General features: G+C 72.0%; 15 protein-coding genes and 1 tRNA gene. 14 read left to right on the top strand and 2 right to left on the bottom strand.

The window, feature by feature from the left end:
* Positions 1-594 (bottom strand): TetR/AcrR family transcriptional regulator, encoded by a 594-nt coding sequence (locus VFJ21_01920; GenBank protein HET7405880.1) that lies wholly within the window; start codon positions 592-594, stop codon positions 1-3.
* Between the two features lie 50 nt (positions 595-644).
* Positions 645-1,625: an acyl-CoA desaturase gene (locus VFJ21_01915; GenBank protein ID HET7405879.1), complete on the bottom strand. Its 981-nt coding sequence runs from the start codon at positions 1,623-1,625 to the stop codon at positions 645-647.
* Between the two features lie 717 nt (positions 1,626-2,342).
* On the opposite strand from VFJ21_01915, the gene VFJ21_01910 reads away from it, so the two are divergent.
* From VFJ21_01910 to VFJ21_01845, 14 genes are all read left to right on the top strand, one after another.
* Positions 2,343-2,417: transfer RNA gene (locus VFJ21_01910), tRNA-Gln, on the top strand.
* A 140-nt stretch (positions 2,418-2,557) separates the two neighbouring features.
* On the top strand, positions 2,558-4,045 hold the full coding sequence (glmU, locus tag VFJ21_01905) for a bifunctional UDP-N-acetylglucosamine diphosphorylase/glucosamine-1-phosphate N-acetyltransferase GlmU (protein HET7405878.1): 1,488 nt from the start codon (positions 2,558-2,560) through the stop codon (positions 4,043-4,045).
* Positions 4,042-5,022: a ribose-phosphate diphosphokinase gene (locus VFJ21_01900; GenBank protein ID HET7405877.1), complete on the top strand. Its 981-nt coding sequence runs from the start codon at positions 4,042-4,044 to the stop codon at positions 5,020-5,022. Before glmU ends, VFJ21_01900 begins: the two co-directional genes overlap by 4 nt.
* A gap of 83 nt (positions 5,023-5,105) precedes the next feature.
* Positions 5,106-5,840: a 50S ribosomal protein L25/general stress protein Ctc gene (locus VFJ21_01895; protein HET7405876.1), complete on the top strand. Its 735-nt coding sequence runs from the start codon at positions 5,106-5,108 to the stop codon at positions 5,838-5,840.
* Between the two features lie 9 nt (positions 5,841-5,849).
* Positions 5,850-6,428: an aminoacyl-tRNA hydrolase gene (pth, locus tag VFJ21_01890; protein ID HET7405875.1), complete on the top strand. Its 579-nt coding sequence runs from the start codon at positions 5,850-5,852 to the stop codon at positions 6,426-6,428.
* Positions 6,429-6,491: 63 nt separating this feature from the next.
* On the top strand, positions 6,492-10,025 hold the full coding sequence (gene mfd, locus VFJ21_01885) for a transcription-repair coupling factor (protein HET7405874.1): 3,534 nt from the start codon (positions 6,492-6,494) through the stop codon (positions 10,023-10,025).
* A 35-nt stretch (positions 10,026-10,060) separates the two neighbouring features.
* On the top strand, positions 10,061-11,080 hold the full coding sequence (locus VFJ21_01880; GenBank protein ID HET7405873.1) for a peptidylprolyl isomerase: 1,020 nt from the start codon (positions 10,061-10,063) through the stop codon (positions 11,078-11,080).
* A 34-nt stretch (positions 11,081-11,114) separates the two neighbouring features.
* Complete coding sequence (gene mazG / locus VFJ21_01875; GenBank protein ID HET7405872.1) at positions 11,115-12,206, top strand: nucleoside triphosphate pyrophosphohydrolase; 1,092 nt, start codon at positions 11,115-11,117, stop codon at positions 12,204-12,206.
* A complete protein-coding gene (locus VFJ21_01870; protein HET7405871.1) occupies positions 12,203-13,810 on the top strand; it encodes a DUF885 domain-containing protein in 1,608 nt (535 codons plus the stop codon). Before mazG ends, VFJ21_01870 begins: the two co-directional genes overlap by 4 nt.
* Positions 13,811-13,875: 65 nt before the next feature.
* Positions 13,876-15,165: a phosphopyruvate hydratase gene (gene eno / locus VFJ21_01865; protein ID HET7405870.1), complete on the top strand. Its 1,290-nt coding sequence runs from the start codon at positions 13,876-13,878 to the stop codon at positions 15,163-15,165.
* Positions 15,158-15,733 (top strand): septum formation initiator family protein, encoded by a 576-nt coding sequence (locus VFJ21_01860; GenBank protein HET7405869.1) that lies wholly within the window; start codon positions 15,158-15,160, stop codon positions 15,731-15,733. Before eno ends, VFJ21_01860 begins: the two co-directional genes overlap by 8 nt.
* Complete coding sequence (locus VFJ21_01855; protein HET7405868.1) at positions 15,730-16,206, top strand: DUF501 domain-containing protein; 477 nt, start codon at positions 15,730-15,732, stop codon at positions 16,204-16,206. The genes VFJ21_01860 and VFJ21_01855 overlap by 4 nt, the downstream gene beginning before the upstream one ends.
* On the top strand, positions 16,203-17,126 hold the full coding sequence (locus tag VFJ21_01850; GenBank protein ID HET7405867.1) for a Ppx/GppA phosphatase family protein: 924 nt from the start codon (positions 16,203-16,205) through the stop codon (positions 17,124-17,126). Before VFJ21_01855 ends, VFJ21_01850 begins: the two co-directional genes overlap by 4 nt.
* Complete coding sequence (locus tag VFJ21_01845; protein ID HET7405866.1) at positions 17,123-17,920, top strand: uracil-DNA glycosylase; 798 nt, start codon at positions 17,123-17,125, stop codon at positions 17,918-17,920. The genes VFJ21_01850 and VFJ21_01845 overlap by 4 nt, the downstream gene beginning before the upstream one ends.
* The last annotated feature ends 433 nt before the right edge of the window (positions 17,921-18,353 follow it).

Here is an 18,353-nt window from a genome sequence, read left to right as displayed (position 1 = left end):
TCAGCGTCGACGCAGCGTCGGCGCCTTGTCGAGGTGCGACAGGCCGTTCCAGGCAAGGTTGACCAGGTGGGCGGCGACCTCGTTGCGGCCCGGCTGGCGCGCGTCGAGCCACCACTGGCCGGTGAGCGCGACCATGCCGACGAGCGCCTGGGCGTACATCGGCGCGAGGCCCGGGTCGAAGCCGCGCATCGCGAACTCGTTGCCCAGGATGTGCTCGACGCGGTTGGCGATGTCACTGATGAGGCTGGCGAACGTGCCCGACTCCGAGGCGACCGGGGAGTCGCGCACGAGGATGCGGAACCCGTCGGTGTCGCCCTCGATGTAACCGAGCAGCGCGAGGGCGGCCTGCTCCAGCAGCTCCCGCGGATGGCCTGCGGTCAGCGCGCTGGTGATGCGGTCGGCCAGCCGCTGCATCTCGCGGTCGACGACGACGGCGTAGAGACCTTCCTTGCCGCCGAAGTGCTCGTAGACGACCGGCTTCGAGACGCCGGCGCGGGCGGCGATCTCCTCGGTCGATGCGGCGTCGAAGCCCTTCTCGGCGAAGACCACGCGGCCGATCTCGAGGAGCTGCTCCCGGCGCTCCTTGCCGGACATGCGTACCCGGACCGGGCGGGCTCCCTCGACAGGCTGGCTGGCGCCGTCGGTCACGCGACCTCGGCGACCCGCAGCTTGCGCAGTCGTTCGGGCGTCGGCCAGCGGACGTCGTAGGCCCAGCCGAGCTTCTCGAAGAGGCGGATGAGCTCGGCGCTCGTGTCGATCTGGCCGCGGCTCACTCCGTGCCGGGCGCTGGTCGGCTCGGCGTGGTGCAGGTTGTGCCACGACTCGCCCATGGACAGCAGCGCGAGCCACCAGACGTTGACCGAGCGGTCGCGGCTCTTGAAGGGCTTGGAACCCCACATGTGGCAGATCGAGTTGATCGACCAGGTCGTGTGGTGCAGGGCCGCGACGCGGACCAGGCTGCCCCAGAAGAACGCCGTCAGCGCGCCCTGCCACGACAGCGACCACAGGCCGCCCACCAGCGGCGGCAGCAGCAGCGTGACGGCGGTCAGGGTCGGGAAGGCGCGGTCGACCCGGCGGATGTCCTTGTCGGCGAGGAGGTCCGGTGCGAAGCGCTCCTGGTTGGTCTGCTCGGTGTCGAACAGCCAGCCGATGTGGGCGTGCCAGAAGCCCTTGGCGAGGCCCTTGAGGTTCTCGCCGTAGCGCCACGGCGAGTGCGGATCGCCGTCGCGGTCGCTGAACGCGTGGTGGCGCCTGTGGTCGGCGACCCAGCGGACGACCGAGCCCTGCACGGCCATGCTGCCGGCGACGGCGAGCACGATCCGCAGCGGCCGCTTCGCCTTGAACGATCCGTGGGTGAAGTAGCGGTGGAAGCCGACCGTGATGCCGTGGCCGGTGAAGTAGAACATCACGATCGCGATCACGATGTCGCGCCAGCCGAGGCCCCAGCCCCACGCGACGGGCACCGCGGCGGCCACGGCGAGCGCCGGGATCGCGATGAACAGCCCCAGCGCCACCTGTTCAACCCGCGCCTTGGTCATGCTGCCCGGCACGAACTGCAACGGCTTGGGCGCGTTGGCGGTCGGCCGGCTCGGGCGGGCGGGTGCGGTGGTCGTGGGTGCGGTCATGCTGCTCCTCGGCATACCGATGTGCTGGCTACGCCACCGTAACCTACGCATCCGTAGGTTGGCGAGAGAGGGTGGCGCTGCTTGTGGGCTCTCCTGGAGATGTACGACGAAACCCCTGCGCCCGGTTTGCCCACAGGGCAGCTCGCCATGCCCCCAGGTGTCGGGGGGTTCGCGGAAGATCAGCTCATGGACTTCGACGAAGATCCGCGGGCCGGGCGCGCCCGCGCGCTGCGCCGGGCCGGGCCCTTGTTCGTCGCCGCCGCAACATCGAGCGCCTCGTGACGAAGGCTCGGGCCAGCGCATCCGTCGGGAAGGTGACCGAACGAGAGCTCTACCTGATCGGTGTCGCGCTCTACTGGGCGGAGGGAGCCAAGGACAAGCCTTACTTCGCGCCGCGAGCGCGTGACGTTCTGCAACTCCGACCCGACGATGGTCACCACGTTTCTCAGTTGGTTGTTGCTGGTGGGCGTTGAATCCGATCGTTTGCGGTTCCGACTGCAGATTCACGAGACTGCCGACGCCAAGGCCGCAATGCATTACTGGTCGGATGTCGTCGGGCACCCTCTGACCTCGTTCACGGCGACTTCCCTGAAGCGTCATGACCCACGGACGAGAGCGTGGGTCGGCGTTGCTGCCGCCCTTACGGCGCCGTCGCGTTCGCAGCCGATATACTGAGACTGGCGAAGCATTCACCGGAATCGCCAACGAATTGTTGATTGCGCCGTGGTGTAATTGGCAACACACCGGACTTTGACTCCGGGTTTTCTGGTTCGAGTCCAGACGGCGCAGCCAATTGCAATTCTGCTGATCCCCCGTTTGCTTCTTAGGCGAGGTACTGCCTAGCCTCGCCTGGCAGTTTTCCGACGTGTTCGGCGTGGTGGGCAACCGTCGCGGGTGTGCCGGGGCGGCGAGCCCACCGCTAGCCTTGAGGCGTGACCGAGAGCCGGCCCGCCGCGGTCGTCGTCCTCGCCGCCGGACAGGGCACCCGGATGCGCTCCGCTCACCCCAAGGTCCTGCACGAGATCGGCGGCCGTTCGCTGCTCGGGCACGTGCTCGCCGCGGTCGCGCCCCTCCAGGCGCCCCATGTCGCGGTCGTCATCGGCCACGGTCGCGAGGCGGTCGACAAGTACCTCGCGGAGATCGATCCCTCCGCCACGGCGGTGGTCCAGGAGTCCCAGGACGGCACCGGTCACGCCGTACGCGTTGCCCTCGACGCCTTGCCGCGGCTCGACGGGACCGTCGTCGTCGTCCCGGGCGACGCGCCGCTGCTGACGACCGCGACCCTCGCGGCTCTGCTGGACGAGCACGCCGAGTCGGCCGCCGCCGCCACGTTGCTGACCGCTCACCTGGTGGATCCCACCGGCTACGGCCGGGTGGTTCGCGACGATGCCGGCGGCGTGCGGGCAATCGTCGAGGAACGCGACGCCGACGAGCAGACCAGGCGGATCCGCGAGGTCGGCACGTCGGTCTACGCGTTCGACGCCGCGCTGCTGCACGACGCGCTGCAGCGCATCACCACCGACAACGCGCAGGGCGAGCAGTACCTCACCGACGTCATCGAGATTCTCGTCGCCGACGGGCGTGGGGTCGGCGCCCACACCGTCGCGGATGCCGACGAGACGCTCGGCGTCAACGACCGCGTGCAGCTCGCGCACGCCGGCCGGGTGCTGCGCGACCGTCTCGTCGAGGCCGCCATGCGCGCGGGCGCCACCATCGTCGACCCGGCCACCACCTGGCTTGACGCGGAGGTGACCGTCGGCCGTGACGTGACGATCGAGCCCAACACCCAGCTCAAGGGACGTACGACGCTCGCCGACGGCGCCGTCGTCGGACCCAACTGCACGCTCACCGACACCGCCGTCGGCGAGGAGGCCCGAGTCGTCAACACCGTCGCGGTCGGCGCGGTCATCGGCCCGCAGGCCGACGTCGGACCGTGGACCTACCTGCGCCCGGGCACCCGTCTCGGCGCGCGCACCAAGGCGGGCATCTTCGTCGAGATGAAGAACGCCGTCGTGGGCGACGACACCAAGGTGCCGCACCTGACCTACGTCGGGGACGCGACGATCGGCGAGCGCTCCAACATCGGCTGCGCCACGGTCTTCGTCAACTACGACGGGGTCGACAAGCACCACACGTCGGTGGGCGACGACGTGCGGATCGGTAGCGACACGATGCTCGTCGCGCCGCTGCGGGTCGGTGACGGCGCCTACACCGCGGCGGGTTCGGTGGTCACCGACGAGGTGCCGCCCGGGGCTCTGGCCGTCGCCCGGGCCCGCCAGCGCAACGTCGTGGACTGGGTCCTGCGGCGACGCGCCGGGACGAAGTCGGCCGCCGCCGCTCGGCGGGCCGGTGCGGGCGGCACAATGGAGGCACCTTCCCCTTCCACGACCGACCAACTTCCAGGGGAGAACCAGCCGTGACCGGCATCAAGACCACCGGCGAGAAGACGCTGATGCTGTTCTCCGGTCGCGCGCACCCTGCGCTGGCCGAGGAGATCGCCCGCGAGCTGGAGATCGCGGTGAGCCCGACCGACAGTCGTGACTTCGCCGACGGGGAGATCTACACCCGCTTCGAGGAGTCGGTCCGCGGCTGCGACGCGTTCGTCATCCAGTCGATGACGGCGCCGGTCAACGAGTGGATCATGGAGACGCTCGTGATGTGCGACGCCCTGAAGCGGGGCTCGGCCAAGCGCATCACGGTCGTCGTCCCCTACTACCCCTACGCCCGCCAGGACAAGAAGAGTCGTGGCCGCGAGCCCATCACCGCCCGGCTCGTCGCCGACCTCTACAGGACCGCCGGTGCGAACCGGGTCCTCACCGTCGACCTGCACACCAGCCAGATCCAGGGCTTCTTCGACGGGCCGGTCGACCACCTGTTCGCGCTGCCCCTGCTCGCGAAGCACATCTCGGAGAACTACGACCTCAGCCGCGTGACCGTCGTCTCGCCGGACTCCGGCCGGGTGCGGGTCGCCGAGCGCTGGACCGAGCGCCTGGGCGGCACCCCGCTGGCGTTCATCCACAAGACCCGCGACATCACGGTCGCCAACTCGGTCGTCGCCAACCGCGTGGTCGGCGAGGTGCAGGGCCGCACCTGCATCCTGGTCGACGACATGATCGACACCGCCGGCACCATCACGAAGGCGGCCGAGACCTTGTTCGCCGACGGTGCCGAGTCGGTGATCGTCGCCGCGACGCACGGGATCCTGTCGGAGCCGGCCATCGACCGGTTGAAGAACAGCCGGATCTGCGAGGTCGTGCTCACCAACACGCTGCCGATCGGGCCGGAGAAGCAGTTCGACAAGCTGACCGTCGTCTCGATCGCGCCGCTCGTCGCCCGGGCGATCAGCGAGGTCTTCGCCGACGGCTCGGTCACCTCCCTCTTCGACGGCAACGCCTGACCGGCTTAGACTGGCAACTCGCGCCGCGGGCCGCTCGTGCACCGTGAGCATTCACGTCGTACGTCGTTTCGAGGAGTCCCGCCGTGTCCGAGGTCCGCATCGCCGCCGAACCGCGCACCGAGTTCGGCAAAGGTGCCGCCCGGCGCACCCGTCGGGCCGGCAAGGTGCCCGCCGTCCTCTACGGCCACGGCGAGGACCCGCGGCACATCGCGCTGCCGGCGCGCGACTTCGAGCACGCGCTGCGGACGGAGGCGGGCGCGAACGTCCTTCTCGACCTGCAGATCGACGGGGCGTCCGAGCTCGCGCTGGCCAAGGCGATCCAGCGTGACCCGCTGCGTGGCGCCGTCGCCCACGTCGACCTGCTGCTCGTCCGCCGTGGCGAACGGGTCACCGTCGACGTCCCGGTCGTCGCCGAGGGCGAGGCGCCGAGCGACGGGCTGCTCGACGTGCAACTGACCACCGTCAGCCTCGAGGTCGAGGCCACCAGCATCCCGCAGCCGATCCACCTCGACATCAGCGTGCTCGAGGTCGGCCAGTCCGTGCATGCCGGCGACCTGAAGCTGCCGGAGGGCGCGGAGCTCAAGACCGACCCCGAGGCGACGATCATCCACATCGCCCAGGCCCCCACTGCGGCCCAGATCGACGCGGAGCTCGCGCAGGCCGAGGCCGAGCTCGGCGCGGGCGAGGCCGGTGCTGCCGCACAGGAGGCGGCCAAGGCCGAGGCCGAGAGCGAGGCCGCGACCGGCGAGGGCGACGTCGTGCCCGACACGCAGTCCGGCGAGGGCGGACCGTCGCCCGAGCAGACTCCCGCCGAGTAAGCCCTCCCGGTGCCCGAATCGGAGGGCGCCTGGCTGGTCGTCGGCCTCGGCAACCCGGGCCCGCGCCATGTCGCCAACCGGCACAACGCCGGCTTCCTCGTGCTCGACGTCCTCGCCGAGCGGCTCGCCGGCAGGTTCAAGGTGCACCGCGGCCGCGCGGAGGTCCTCGAGGACCGCATCGGCGGCAGCCGCGTGGTGCTCGCCAAGCCGCTGTCCTACATGAACGACTCGGGCGGCCCGGTCTGCGCGCTCCGCGACTTCTACAAGATCCCTCCCGATCGGCTGGCCGTCGTCCACGACGAGCTCGACCTGCCCTACGGCACGCTGCGGCTGAAGTACGCCGGCGGCGACAACGGCCACAACGGCCTGCGGTCACTGCGCGCGTCACTGGGCACCGGCGACTTCTACCGGGTGCGCTTCGGGATCGGCCGTCCGCCGGGCCGGCAGGACCCGGCCGAGTGGGTGCTGCGCGACTTCTCGACCGCCGAGCGCAAGGACATCGACCTGCACCTCGAACGCGCCGCCGACGCGGTCGAGGCGCTGCTCACCGAAGGCCTCGAGCGAGCCCAGAACCGCTACAACGACTGACCCTTCGTGGCCCGAGGCAGGGCATCCGGGCGCCGGATCCGCCCGATATCCTGGGGACAACTCATGACGCTCTCCGGTCTTCTAGACACGCTTGCCCGCGATCCGGCGCTCTCCGCTGCGATCGACGCTGCCGGCAAGGTCACGGACCTCGAGCTGTCGGCACCGGTGTCGATGCGCCCGTTCGTCGCTGCGCTGCTTGCCGCGAAGGCCGACCGGCCGGTGCTTGCGGTGACCGCGACCGCACGGGAGGCCGAGGATCTCGTCTCCGCCCTGCAGTCCCTGCTCCCGCCCGACCAGGTCGTCGAGTACCCCGCGTGGGAGACGTTGCCGCACGAACGGTTGTCGCCCCGCGCCGACACCGTCGGCCGGCGCCTGGCCGTGCTGCGGCGGTTGCGGCACCCGAGCAGCGACGACCCGACCACCGGCCGCGTCTCGGTGGTCGTCGCACCGGTGCGCAGCGTCCTGCAGCCGCAGGTCCCCGGCCTCGGCGACCTCGAGCCGGTGTCGTTGCGCACGGGGGACGAGTGCGACTTCGACGGCGTCGTACGCCGCCTCGCCGACATCGCCTACCACCGCGTCGACATGGTCGAGAAGCGTGGCGAGTTCGCCGTCCGGGGCGGGCTGCTCGACGTCTTCCCGCCGACCGAGGAACACCCGCTGCGCGTGGAGTTCTGGGGCGACACGGTCGAGGAGGTGCGCTACTTCAAGGTCGCCGACCAGCGGTCGCTCGAGGTCGCCGAGCGCGGGCTGTGGGCCCCGCCCTGCCGGGAGCTGCTGCTCACCGAGCAGGTGCGCGCCCGCGCCGCCGACCTCGCCGACGCGCATCCCGAGCTGGCGGACATCGCCGGCAAGTTGGCCGAAGGCATCCCGGTCGAGGGCATGGAGGCGCTCGCCCCGGTGCTCGTCGACCGCCTCGTCCTGCTGCTCGACGACCTGCCGGCCGGCACCCACGTGCTGGTGTGCGACCCCGAGCGGGTGCGCACCCGGGCGCACGAGCTGGTGCGCACCAGCCAGGAGTTCCTCGAGGCGTCCTGGACGGCCGCGGCCGGCGGCGGCGCCGCCCCGATCGACGTGGGCGCGGCGGCGTACAAGTCGCTCGCCGACGTGCGACACGACGCGCGGGAGCTGGGGCTGCCCTGGTGGAGCGTCTCGCCGTTCACCGTCGACGAGAGCCTCGCCGATGACGGCGTGCAGGTCGTCGCCGCGCAGTCGGTCGAGGGCTACCGCGGCGAGACCAAGCGAGCCGTCGACGACGTACGCCGGTGGCTGCACGACGGCTGGCGGGTGGTGCTCGTCACCGAGGGCCGCGGTCCGGCCGAGCGGCTGGTCGAGGTGCTGCGCGGTGAGGACGTCGGCGCGCGGCTCGAGCCGTCGCTCACCGACGAGCCCGAGGCGTCGGCCGCGCTCGTCACCACGGGCTGCCTGACCGGCGGTTTCATCAGCGAGCAGCTGCGGCTCGCCGTGCTGACGGAGACGGACCTCGCCGGCGCCCGCGCCGCCAGCCGTGAGGAACGCCGGCTGCCCAGCCGTCGGCGCAACACGATCGACCCGTTGCAGCTTGCCGCCGGCGACTTCGTGGTGCACGAGCAGCACGGCGTCGGCCGCTACGTCGAGATGGTGCAGCGCACCGTGCAGGGCGCGACCCGCGAGTACCTCGTCATCGAGTACGCCCCCAGTAAGCGAGGCCATCCCGGCGACCGGCTCTACGTGCCCACCGACTCCCTTGACCAGGTCACCCGCTACGTCGGCGGGGAGCACCCCACCCTCGACAAGATGGGCGGCGGCGACTGGGCCAAGCGCAAGGGTCGTGCCCGCAAGGCGGTCCGCGAGATCGCGGCCGAGCTGATCCGCCTCTACGCCGCGCGGATGAGCGCTCCCGGTCACGCGTTCGGCTCCGACACGCCCTGGCAGCGCGAGCTCGAGGACGCCTTTCCCTACACGGAGACCCCCGACCAGCTCGAGGCCATCGACGAGGTCAAGGCCGACATGGAGCAGCCGCACCCCATGGACCGGGTGATCTGCGGCGATGTCGGCTACGGCAAGACGGAGATCTCGGTGCGGGCGGCGTTCAAGGCCGTCACCGATGGCAAGCAGGTCGCCGTGCTCGTGCCGACGACCTTGCTGGCGCAGCAGCACTTCGTGACGTTCTCGGAGCGGTTCGCGCCGTTCCCGGTCACCGTCAAGGTGCTCAGCCGCTTCCAGTCCGACCGGGAGCAGCGGGCCGTCATCGCCGGGCTGGCGAGCGGTGAGGTCGACGTCGTCATCGGCACCCACCGGTTGCTGCAGTCGTCGACGTCCTTCAAGGACCTCGGTCTCGTCGTCGTCGACGAGGAGCAGCGGTTCGGCGTGGAGCACAAGGAGTTCCTGAAGCGGCTGCGCACCAGCGTCGACGTGCTGACGATGAGCGCGACCCCGATCCCGCGGACGCTGGAGATGTCGATCACCGGTATCCGCGAGATGAGCGTCATCCAGACGCCGCCGGAGGAGCGGCACCCGGTGCTGACGTTCGTCGGGCCGTACGACGAGAAGCAGATCGCCGCCGCCATCCGCCGCGAGCTGCTCCGCGAGGGCCAGGTCTTCTACCTGCACAACCGGGTCGAGTCGATCGACCGGGCCGCCGCACGGCTGCGCGGGCTCGTGCCCGAGGCGCGGATCGCCACCGCGCACGGGCAGATGCACGAGGACACGCTCGAGCAGGTCATGGTCGACTTCTGGGAGAAGGCCTACGATGTCCTCGTCTGCACGACGATCGTCGAGAGCGGCCTCGACATCGCCAACGCCAACACCCTCGTCGTCGAGCGCGCGGACCTGCTCGGCCTCGGTCAGCTGCACCAGCTGCGCGGTCGGGTGGGCCGGGGGCGCGAGCGGGCCTACGCCTACTTCACCTACGCCCCGGAGCGGCCGCTGACCGAAGAGGCGCACGATCGTCTGGCGACGATCGCCCAGCACTCCGACCTGGGAGCCGGCATGGCGGTCGCCATGCGTGACCTGGAGATCCGCGGTGCGGGCAACCTGCTCGGCGGTGAGCAGTCCGGCCACATCGCCGCGGTCGGCTTCGACCTCTACATCCGGCTGGTCGGTGAGGCCGTGGCGGAGTTCAAGGGCGAGCAGGACGAGGAGCTGCCCGAGGTCCGCATCGAGCTGCCGGTCGACGCGCACCTGCCGCACGACTACGTCGGCGTCGAACGGCTGCGGTTGGAGGCCTACCGCCGGATCGCCTCGATCCGCACCGAGGACGCGATCGACGACGTGCGCGCCGAGCTCGCCGACCGCTACGGCCCGCTGCCCCAGCCGGTCGAGAACCTCCTGCACGTCGCGGCCTTCCGCGTGCACGCGCGCCGCTACGGGCTCACCGAGGTCGCGCTGCAGGGCGACAAGATCCGCTTCGCGCCGCTCGAGCTGAGGGAGTCCCAAACCCTGCGGCTGCAGCGGCTCTACCCTGGCTCCGTCGTCAAGGCGCCGGTGCGTACCGTGCTGGTGCCGCGACCGACGACCGCCCGCATCGGCGGAACGCCGCTGCGGGACCTCACGTTGTTGGACTGGTGCCGCCAGCTGCTCGACGAGGTGGTCGGGGCGCTGGCCCCGGCCGCGGGCTGACGCACCGTGCACGTGCCGGACCGAGAGGACCTTCGTTGATCCGCAACTCCCGTCGACTCACCGCCGCAGCCGTCCTGGCCCTCGCCGGTGGGCTTGCGCTGTCCGGGTGCACCACGAACCCCGGCGCGGCGGCCGTCGTCGGCAACACGTCGTTCTCGGTCGACCAGCTCGCCTCGATGGTCCACCGCGCCTACACGGGAAACCCGCAGGCGGCCCAGGCGCTCGGCAGCAAGCTCGACTTCGAGCGCAGCCAGCTCAGCCGGATGGTCGGCTCCGCCGTGGTGCGCACCGCCGCCCAGGAGCGCGGCATCACCGTCACCAACGGCGAGATCGACCAGCAGCTGAAGGTCTACGCCCAACAGGCCGGCGGCATGAAGGCGCTCGAGCAGCAGGCGGAGCGGTCCGGTTTCGCCCCCGGCGACCTGCGCGGCCTCGTCGAGGACGTGCTGCTCCAGCAGAAGCTCGGCGACAAGCTGGTCGCCGACGTCAAGGTGCCCGACAGCACGCTGCGCCAGCTCTACGAGCAGCACATCGACGACTACGACCAGGTGCGCTCGGCCCACATCCTGGTCAAGGACAAGGCGACCGCCGACAAGATCCTGGCCGAGGCCCGCAAGGACCCGGCGTCGTTCGGCGCGCTGGCCAAGCAGTACTCCACCGACCAGGGCTCGGCGGCTAACGGCGGCGAGCTCGGCTACGCCGGGCGCGGGCAGTTCGTCCCCGCCTTCGCCGACGCGATCTTCGCGGCCAAGCCCGGATCGATCATCGAGGTGCACAGCCAGTTCGGGTGGCACGTGGTGAAGGTCATCGCGCGGCGTACGACGACGTTCGCGCAGGCCAAGCCCGACCTGCGCCGCGCCTACCTGCAGGACCAGCAGTCGACGCTGGAGGCCAAGGTGCTCTCCGCGACCGCCAAGCGGCTCGGCGTGCACATCAACCCGCGCTTCGGCCGCTACGACCCCAACACCAACCAGGTCGTCGCCCGCGTCGACACGCTGTCCAAGCCGCTGCAGTCGAAGCCGACGGCCCAGCCGACTCTCCCGCTCGGCGGCTGACCGGCAGCCCGACCGGCTCTGGCATGGTGGGCAGGTGCCCGACCGTGTCGTCCTTCTCGCCACCTCGCCCCGGGTGGCGCCCGGGCTGCTGTCCTGGCCGGCGTGGGAGACGCTGCGCACCGGCGTCGCGCTCACCGGCGACCCCGAGCACCCGCAGCTGGAGGCGGTCCGGCACGCCGGCATCGACGTGGACGTCCTCGACGGCGAACCCGAGGCCACCGCGCGGGAGCTGCGGGAGCGCGCCCGGGCCGTGCCCGCCGTCTGGTTGGTCGCGCCGGAGGGCGACGACGCCCTGCTGAGCGCGCTGCGGGCGCTGGGTGACGCAGGCCTCGAGGTCGAGGTCCTCGACGGTTCCTTCGACCTGCCCGGCGCCCGGCTGCTCGACGTCGTCACCACGATGGACCGGCTGCGCTCGCCGGGCGGCTGCCCCTGGGACGCGCAGCAGACGCACGAGAGCCTCGGGCCCTACCTGCTGGAAGAGGCCTACGAGGCGTTCGAGGCGATCGAGGAGGGGGACCGCGACGCGCTGCGCGAGGAGCTCGGCGACGTGCTGCTACAGGTCGCCTTCCACGCGCGGGTCGCGCAGGAGGACACCGAGCGGCCCTGGTCGATCGACGACGTCGCGTCGGGGCTGGTCGACAAGCTGGTCCGCCGGCACCCGCACGTCTTCGCCGACGTGGAGGTGGCGGGGGCGGACGACGTCGTCGCCAACTGGGACGTCATCAAGACCGAGGAGAAGCGGCGTACGTCGGTGACCGACGGCGTCGCGATGTCGCAGCCGGCGCTGACCCTCGCCGCCACCCTGCAGCGCAAGGCGACCAAGCTCGGCCTGCCGCCGGGCCTGCTGTCGCCGGAGATCGCCGCTGCCGAGACGCCCGGGCAGGCCGTGAGCGCCGCTGCGGCCGTCGTCGAGGAGCGGTCCGGCGTCGACACGGTCGGCGAGCTGCTGTGGGCCGCAGTCCTGCTCGCGCGGCTGCAGGACGTCGACCCGGAGGCGGCTCTTCGCGGCCGCGCCAGGGCGTTCCGAGACCGGCTCGCCGAGGTCGAGCGGGAGGCCCGCAGCGCCGGGCTCGATCCGAAGGAGTTCGACGTGCGGCAGTGGCAGCAGCGCTGGGAGGGCCGGTGACCGAAGCCGAGCAGTTCCGGCAGGTGGCGGGCGCTGCGCTCGACGACCTGCTGGCCGACAACCCGGAGCGGGCGACCGACGTCGGCGACCACCGGTTCGACGATCGGCTGACCGATCGCACCGTCGAAGGCCGCCGCGCCGCCCGCGACCGGGCGGCCGCGCACCGCAGCGCTCTCGCCGCCGTGGACACCACCGCGCTCGATCCCGAGGACGCCGTCGACGCCACGGTCCTGGCCGGCGTGCTCGACCGCGAGGTCTTCGCGATCGACGAGCTCGCGGAGCACACCTGGAACCCGCTTGCCTACAACCTCGGCGAGGCGCTGCACCCGTTGCTGACCCGTGAGGTCCCGGCGCTCCCCGACCGGCTGCGTTCGATCGCCGCGCGGCTCGACGCGTTCACCGACGTGGTCGCCACGGCGCGGCGGCAGCTGGTGCGACCGCCGCACGTCCACGTCGAGACGGCGCTGCTGCAGCACGCGGGCACGGTCGGCATGGTCCGCGACGAGGTGAGCCGGCTGCTCGCCGGCGAGCCCGGGCTGCGCGGCGTCGTCGAGCCGGCACAGCAGCGTGCCCTCGCCGCGCTGGCCGAGCACGAGGAGCACCTGCGCGAGCTGATCGAGGGCGAGCACCGCGACTTCCGGCTGGGCGCCGACCGGTTCGACCGCAAGCTGCGGCTCACCCTGCAGTCCCCGCTGTCGCCCGCCGACGTGCTCTCGCGCGCGCAAGCGTCCCTCGCCGAGGTCACCGAGCAGCTCTACGCCGTCGCCCGCGACCACCTCGGTCGCGGCGGCGAGCCGGCCGAGATCATCCGGACGGCCCTCGACGATGTCGCCCGCGACCACCCCGACGACACGACGATCGTCGGCGCGGCCCGGCAGGCGCTCGCCGACTGCACGGACGCCGTCCGCCGGCTCGGCATCGTCACGATCCCCGACGACCCGGTGCGGGTCGAGGTCATGCCGGAGTTCCGCCGCGGGGTCGCGGTGGCCTACTGCGACCCGCCCGGGCCGTTGGAGCCGGTCGGTACGACGTCGTTCGCGATCTCGCCGACCCCGGCGGACTGGTCGCCCGAGCGCGTCGCGTCGTTCTACCGCGAGTACAACTCCGCGATGGTCGTCGACCTCGCCGTCCACGAGGCGATGCCGGGCCACGTGCTGCAGCTCGCCACCGCGAGGAGGTTCGCCGGCTCGACACCGTTGCGGGCGGCGTACTGGAGCGGGTCGTTCGTCGAGGGCTGGGCCGTGCACGCCGAGCGGATCATGGCCGAGGCCGGCCACGGCGGCACTCCCGTGCGGCTTCAGCAGCTGAAGATGCAGCTGCGGATGACCATCAACGCCATCCTCGACGCGGGCGTGCACGCCGGTGAGCTGGCCGAGGCGGAGGCGCTCGATCTCATGACCCGGCGTGGCTTCCAGGAGGAGGGTGAGGCGGTCGGCAAGTGGCGGCGCGCCCGGCTGACCAGCGCCCAGCTGTCGACCTACTTCGTCGGCTACACCGAGCTGGCCGACCTCTTCGCCGACCTCGGCAGCCTCTCGTCGTACGACGCGGTGCTGGCGCACGGTTCGCCGCCCCCCGCCCAGCTCCGCCGCCTGCTGCTGCCGTAACGCGAGCGCGGGCGTCCCGGCGGGGCAGCACGGCGTACGCCGTCCGTTTCGTTAATCTCGGGCGCATGCCAGCGATCGACGCCGTCGGTGCGCGCGAGATCCTCGACTCGCGCGGCAACCCCACCGTCGAGGTCGAGGTGCTCCTCGACGACGGCTCGCTCGCCCGCGCGGCGGTGCCGAGCGGCGCGTCGACCGGCAAGTTCGAGGCGGTCGAGCTGCGCGACGGCGGCGACCGCTACGGCGGCAAGGGCGTGCAGAAGGCGGTCAACGCGGTCCTCGACGACATCGGCCCCGAGCTCGTCGGCCACGAGGCGACCGAGCAGCGGATGGTCGACCAGGCCCTGATCGACCTCGATGGCACGCCCGACAAGTCCCGTTTCGGCGCCAACGCGATCCTCGGGGTCTCGCTGGCGGTCGCCCGGGCGGCGGCGGAGTCGTCGAACCTGCCGCTGTTCCGCTACGTCGGTGGGGCCAACGCGCACGTGCTGCCCGTCCCGATGATGAACATCCTCAACGGTGGGGCGCACGCCGACACCAACGTCGACATCCAGGAGTTCATGATCGCCCCGATCGGGGCTGCGACGTTCAGCGAGGCGGTGCGCTGGGGCGCCGAGGTCTACCACTCGCTCAAGGGCGTCCTCAAGGGCCGCGGCCTGTCGACCGGGCTCGGCGACGAGGGCGGCTTCGCCCCCGACCTGCCGAGCAACCGCGACGCTCTCGACCTGATCGTCACCGCGGTCGAAGGCGCGGGCTTCACGGTCGGTCGTGACGTGGCGCTGGCTCTCGACGTCGCGGCGACCGAGTTCTGCGCCGACGGCAGCTACCGGTTCGAGGGTCAGGCGCGCACCGCCGACCAGCTGACCGGCTACTACGAGGAGATCGTCAGCGCCTACCCGGTCGTCTCGATCGAGGATCCGCTCGACGAGGAGGACTGGGAGGGCTGGGCCCGCCTCACCGCCGTGCTCGGCGGGCGCGTCCAGCTCGTGGGCGACGACCTGTTCGTGACCAACCCCGAGCGGCTGGCGCGCGGCATCCGGGAGCGGGCGGCCAACGCCCTGCTGGTGAAGGTCAACCAGATCGGCACGCTCACCGAGACGCTCGACGCGGTCGATCTCGCGCACCGCTCCGGCTACCGGACGATGATGAGCCACCGGTCGGGTGAGACCGAGGACACCACGATCGCCGACCTCGCGGTGGCCACCGACTGCGGGCAGATCAAGACCGGTGCGCCGGCGAGGTCCGAGCGGGTGGCGAAGTACAACCAGCTGCTGCGCATCGAGGAGGAGCTCGACGACGCGGCGCGCTATGCCGGCGCGGCGGCGTTCCCGCGGATGCGCCCGGAGTCCGATGGCTGACCCCACCCGCGAACGCGCTCGTCGCCCGTCCCGGTCCCGGCCGACCGCGCGGCGCGGCCGACCGGCCCGCGCCGGCACCGCCCGCCGCGCCGGCACGGAGGAGGGCACCGCGTCGCGGGCGGCTTTCACCGGCCGGGCGGTCGTGCTCGCCGTCGCGATCGCGTCCGTGATGCTCGCGCTCGCCCTGCCGTTCAAGGTCTTCGTCAGCCAGCGACACGCGATCGGGCGGCTCGAGCAGCAGACGGCGGCCCAGCAGGCGCGGGTCGACGCGCTCAAGGTCCAGCAGCGCACCTGGCAGGACCCCGCCTACGTCGCCGCGCAGGCGCGCGAGCGGTTGCACTTCGTCAAGCCGGGTGAGACGGCCTACATCGTGCTGGGCGACCCGGCCTCCGCCACCGCCGTCGCGCCGGGTGACGCGCCGCCCACGCCGCGGCCCGCGTCGCACGACCCCTGGTACACCCAGCTGTGGCACAGCGTGCAGCTGGCCGACGCGCCCCCTCCGGTGAAGACCGTCCAGCGCGCTGTGCAGCAGGCCGTCGGGTCGCCGGCCATCGCGCCGGCTCGATGACCGACCTGACGACGGTCGCCACCGCGCAGCTCGGCCGGCCGCCGCGCGGCCTGCGCGGAGCGGCCCACACCTGCAGCTGCGGGCTGCCCGACGTCCTCGAGACCGCGCCCCGGCTGCCCGACGGCGAACCGTTCCCGACCTTCTACTGGTTGTCGTGCCCGCGCGCCTCGTCGGCGATCGGCCGGCTGGAGGGCTCCGGGCTCATGCGCGAGATGAGCCGACGGCTGCACGCCGATCCCGACCTCGCGGCCGCGTACCGCGCCGCCCACGACGACTACCTGCGTCGCCGTGACGCCGTCGAGCCGCTCGGCATCGGCGTCAGCGCCGGGGGCATGCCCGACCGGGTGAAGTGCCTGCACGTGCTCGCCGCCCACGCCCTCGCCGCCGGGCGCGGCGTCAACCCGCTCGGCGATGAGGTGCTCGACCTGCTGCCCGACTGGGGCGCACGCGGCCCGTGCGTGGAGGTGTCGTGAGCCGGGTCGCCGCCATCGACTGCGGCACCAACTCGGTCCGGCTGCTGGTCGCCGACGTCGACGGGGCGCGGCTCGTCGACGTCGTACGCCGGATGGAGATCGTCCGGCTCGGCCAGGGCGTCGACCGCACCGGCCGGTTCGCGGCCGAGGCCCTCGAGCGGACGTTCGCCGCCCTGCGCTCCTTCGCGTCCGATCTGGAGCGGTGCGGATCGCCGCCGGTGCGCATGGTCGCCACGTCGGCGACCCGCGACGCGGCCAACCGCGAGGAGTTCGTCACGGGAGTGCGCGAGATCCTCGGTGTCGACCCGGAGGTGGTGACCGGCATGGCCGAGGCGGCGCTGTCCTACGAAGGCGCCACCCGTGAGCTCGCCGGCTGCCCGGTCGATCCGCCGTACCTCGTCGTCGACATCGGCGGGGGGTCGACGGAGTTCGTGCTGGGCGACGGGGAGGTGCACGCGGCCAGGTCGGTCGACATCGGCTGCGTGCGGATGAGCGAGCGGCACTTCGCCGCCGATCCGCCGACCGCGGCGCAGGTGGCGGCCGCCACCGACGACATCGATTCGGCGATCGCGCTTGCCGGGGAGGAGGTCCCGTTCGAGGAGGCGCGCACGCTCGTGGGTCTGGCCGGCTCGGTGACGACCGTCGCGGCGATCGCGCTCGAACTGCCGGACTACGACCCGGAGCGCATCCACCACGCCCGGATCCCGGCCGACCGCGTGCGCGACATCAGCGAGCGGCTGCTCTACCTCGACCGCGCGCAACGTGCGGCGATCCCGGTGATGCATCCGGGTCGCGTCGACGTCATCGCCGCGGGTGCGCTGGTGCTGCGCCGGATCATCGACCGGCTGGGCTGCGACGGGGTCGTCGCCTCCGAGCACGACATCCTCGACGGCATCGCCTACCGGCTGGCCGACGGATGAGCCGCTGCGTACCTCCCGGATCAGGCTGGCCCGGCGACCTCGCGAGTGCCACGACGCCGGTGGCGCGCAGCGCCGACGACGTACGCCGCCTCGCCGGCAGCGCGCCCACGCTCGACCACCTCAGCGGCCGGGTCTCCGTCTGCCGCGCGTGCCCCCGTCTGGTGGCCTGGCGCGAGCAGGTCGCCGAGGAGAAGCGGGCGTCGTTCCGCGAGGAGATCTACTGGGGCCGGCCGATTCCGGGGTTCGGTCCGCGGCGGTCGCGGATCGCGGTCGTCGGGCTCGCGCCGGCGGCGCACGGCGGCAACCGCACCGGACGGATCTTCACCGGTGATCGCAGCGGCGACTGGCTGTTCGCCGCCCTGCACCGGGCCGGGTTGGCGAAGCTCCCGACCAGCGTCAGCGCCGACGACGGTCAGGAGATGCGGCACACGCGGGTGCTCGCCGCCGTGCGTTGCGCGCCGCCGGCCAACAAGCCGACCCCCGAGGAGCGCGACACCTGTCGTCCGTGGATGGAGCGGGAGCTGGCCGAGCTGCGCTCGACCCTGCGGGTCGTCGTAGTGCTGGGGGGCTTCGGCTGGGCCGCGCTATGGCCGGTGCTGGAGGCGCTCGGCTACCCCGTGCCGGCCCGGCGGCCGCGGTTCGGCCATGGGGTCGAGATCGCACTAGGGGAGGACGGGCTGACCGTGCTGGGCTGCTTCCACCCGAGCCAGCAGAACACCTTCACCGGGAAGCTGACCGAGACCATGCTCGACGACGTGCTGAGCCGCGCATCGGAGCTGGCCGGCTTGTCCTAGGGAGCCGCCGACCGGCTCGCTAGGCCGGGCGGCCGCGTCGTGGGCGCCGCGCCGGTCGGGACGGCGGGCCGTTCAGATCCGTCGGCTCAGCCGGGGAGCCCTACCTCGCAGACACCATCAGTCACGGCTGTGGCCCCAGTTTTCACAGCAGTCACAGGAGGCTTTGTCCGTCACAGGGCAAGAATGTCCGAACGACGCGGATGTAATTACTCCAAAAGGCCTACAAAGGATGCCCCGCATGCCGCACCATGCGCTGTGTAGAGGAAGCGCGGGAGGAGGTGCGCCATGCGGGGCGGTAACTGGTCCTGAGTGAGTCGACACCGACTCTGAATCCAGGGGCTGGGTCCGGCGCTGCAACGCCGTCTCCTGGCCCCTGGTTCTGTTTTCGGCACACCTTGCCCCGACTTGAGTGTTCGAGACAATTTTCTGGGAC

The sequence above is a fragment of the Mycobacteriales bacterium genome (assembly GCA_035690485.1).
In the GTDB taxonomy this organism is placed as follows: domain Bacteria; phylum Actinomycetota; class Actinomycetes; order JAFAQI01; family DASSKL01; genus DASSKL01.
This window is presented reverse-complemented; position numbering and strand designations above follow the sequence as displayed.